This window comes from Luteococcus sp. H101 (assembly GCF_038433155.1).
Lineage (GTDB): Bacteria > Actinomycetota > Actinomycetes > Propionibacteriales > Propionibacteriaceae > Luteococcus.
In genome coordinates this window covers 1-2,898 of sequence record NZ_JBCDMW010000046.1, presented here as the reverse complement: position 1 = coordinate 2,898, position 2,898 = coordinate 1, and the positions used below count along the sequence as shown (strand labels likewise).

The following is a 2,898-nucleotide window of genomic DNA, read 5'->3' as shown; positions in this document are numbered from 1 at the left end:
CGGAGTAGTCGGTGGTGGCCTTCAGGTTCCCGGCCGGCACCAGTTCGGCCAGCTTCTCGGCCAGGAAGGCCTCACCGGGGAAGGGCTCCTGCCCCGCATTGATGGTGTCCACGACGCGCTGCTGGACGTCGACGCCGAAGACCTCATGGCCCTTCGAGGCGAACTGGACGGCGAGCGGCAGGCCAATCTTGCCCATACCGATGACGGCAATCTTCATGAAAGTCCTTTCGTGCGGCACGGTCCGTACCGAGTCTTCGGCAAGTCTACTGTCAGCGCCCTCGTCGTCGGGGAGCGACGGGCGGTCCTCATAGGCGCGGCTCAGAGCCGTGCCGTCAGGGCTGGACGAGAATCCGGATGGGGTTGCCCTCCCGGGTCTGCAACATCTCGATCCCCCGGTGGATCTCACGCAGCGGGACCACGGCGGAGATCGACTCGGACAGGTCGAGCCGGCCGTGCGCCACCAGTTCCGCCAGCATGGCGATGTCCTGCACCTGGTAGCCCAGATGACCCATCACCTGCTTGCGCCGCAGCGCCATGTCCATGAAGGTCCCCACCTTCATCTCCTGGCCGCTGATCCCCACCGTGACCAGCTTGCCGTTGACATCCAGATACTTCACGGCCTGCTCGGCGGTGGCGGTGATCCCCACCGCGTCGAAGGCGACGTCGATCATCCGGCCACCGGTGGCCTGCTCGATCTTGCTGCCCAGCTCGGGATCATCCGCCCGGAAGGCAAAGTCCGCACCCACCCGAAGGGCCCGCTCCAGCGTCCGGTCGTCGATGTCGACGGCGATGATCGGCACCGCACCGGCGAGCTTGGACAGCTGCACCAGGTGCGTGCCCACCCCGCCCAGGCCCCACACCCCGACGGCATTGGCCAGATGGACCTGGGCGGTGCGCACCACGGCGGCGAAGGGGGTGGAGACGGCGTCGGCCAGGATCGCCGCCTGGTCCATCGGCACCCCGTCGGGCACCCGGGTCAGGCCGATCGCGCCCGCCACCAGGTATTCCGCCCAGCCGCCGTCGAAGGAGAAGGCCATCAGCTGCAGCGCCAGGCACTCGGCAAAGTTGCCCCGACGGCAGTTGCGGCACTCCCGGCAGGCCCTGCCGGCCGACGGGATGACCGCATCGCCGACCTCCCAGCCGGTCACACCGGGCCCGATCTCGTCGATCCAGCCGCTGACCTCATGCCCTTGGGTGATCACCGGCAGCCGCGAGGGGAAGCTGCCGTCGATCAGGGAAAGGTCGGAGTGGCAGATGCCGCAGTAGGCCACCTTGATCCGCACCTCGCCGGGTCCCGGGGTGGGCACCGGGATCTGCTCCAGGGTGACCTTTCGGCTCTCGACGTGGAATCGTTCGGCCAGCATGGTCCGGGTCATGGGAACCTCCAAGCTCGTCGCCCCACGGCCACCGCAGCCCGGGACTGTCTGCACCACCGGTTTACCCCACCCGAATGCCCTTGTCACCCCGGGCAGCTGCGCACAGCATGAGAACGACTCGAAAGCCCGCCGACGAGGCCATTCCTTGTCACCTGTTTGCGTGACAGGGCCGGGAGTCACCAAATAGTTCACCAACCGAATAAAATCGTTCAATGAATGATTCACAAGGCACTATGGGTGAACAGCGGGATGTTGGAACGTGTTTGCTTGAATACTCAATCAAAAGCCGTTCTTTGCACAATCTCACATGAGCGGACATGCTTGTCACATCGCTTGAGAGACCCGAGGGTTCGCCAGAGCAGCAGCCGATTCGGGGGAATCAGCGAACCGGATGGACGGCTTCGGGGGAAGCCAGCATCCACTGGATGGGGTTTCGGGGGAAGCCGCCATCCACCAGACGAGGGCTTCGGGGGAAGCACTCAACTGCGGTGACTGCATCGGGGGATGCATGCACCCGGGGGTCACGGATTCGGGGGAATCCAGAACCCCAACGGCTCCGATCGGGGGATCGCAGCCCAGCAACGTCGGGCCCGAGGACACATCCTCGGGCCCACGTTGCGTTTCCGGCCACCGTCGAGTTCTGCCCACGGTGCGACCCCGACCCCTCGACAAGCTCGGGGACCGTGGCTGGGCTACGGACTCAGGGGCCGCGGTGAGGTCGTCGTCGGGCTCGGAGCCTCGCAGCGCGGTTCCGCGAGGAGACGCGAGCGAGCGAGCGTCGACGAGACGCAGCGCCAGAGGCTACCGACCCGATGACAAACCGACCCGGACAATTGCGGTCCAGGGCCTCGACAAGCTCGGCCACCATGGCTGGGTTCCTGCCACAGATTCGGGAACCGCGGTGAGGTTCGTCGTCGGGCTCGGAGCCTCGCAGCGCGGTTCCGCGAGGAGACGGGAGCGAGCGAGCGTCGACGAGACGCAGCGCCAGAGGCTGCCGACCCGACGACAAACCGACCCGGACAATTGCGGTCCAGGGCCTCGACAAGCTCGGCCACCATGGCTGGGTTCCTGCCACAGATTCGGGAACCGTGGTGAGGTTCGTCGTCGGGCTCGGAGCCTCGCAGCGCGGTTCCGCGAGGAGACGCGAGCGAGCGAGCGTCGACGAGACGCAGCGCCAGAGGCTACCGACCCGACGGCGAACCGACCTGACAATTACCCCAAGGGCCTCGACAAGCTCGGCCACCGTGGCTGAGTCCGCCCGAAAGGCTCGGGGACCGTGGCTGGGTTCCTCGACAGACTCGGCCACCGTGGCGGGGTTCCCCTCGACAGGCGGGAAAGCGTCCGCCCCGGCCCTCCGACAAGGTCGGGGACCGGGGCGGACCGCTCGGGAGCGGCGTTGCGTCAGTTGATCTCGACGAACGTGTTGTTCTTGCTGGATTCGATCATGGCCTCGCAGACCTGGACGACGCGGGCGCCCTGTTCCAGGGTCACGATGTCGGCGTTCTTGCCCAGCACGGCGTCA

2 protein-coding genes and 1 pseudogene are annotated in these 2,898 nt (G+C 66.7%); all 3 read right to left on the bottom strand.

Features of this window, described 5'->3' with window-relative positions; translation table 11 throughout:
• A partial coding sequence (locus AAEX60_RS16345; protein WP_342105060.1) for an NAD(P)-binding domain-containing protein occupies positions 1-217 on the bottom strand: 217 nt, incomplete at its 3' end.
• A gap of 115 nt (positions 218-332) precedes the next feature.
• Positions 333-1,376, bottom strand: coding sequence for a zinc-binding dehydrogenase (locus AAEX60_RS16340; RefSeq protein WP_342105058.1), 1,044 nt, complete (start codon positions 1,374-1,376; stop codon positions 333-335).
• A gap of 1,401 nt (positions 1,377-2,777) precedes the next feature.
• Positions 2,778-2,898 (bottom strand): annotated as a pseudogene (locus AAEX60_RS16335) (gfo/Idh/MocA family oxidoreductase); the annotation flags it as partial.

Coding starts and splice junctions, on each gene's coding strand:
- AAEX60_RS16340 (WP_342105058.1), bottom strand. CDS start 1,376: ATGACCCGGACCATGCTGGCCGAACGATTCCACGTCGAGAGCCGAAAG.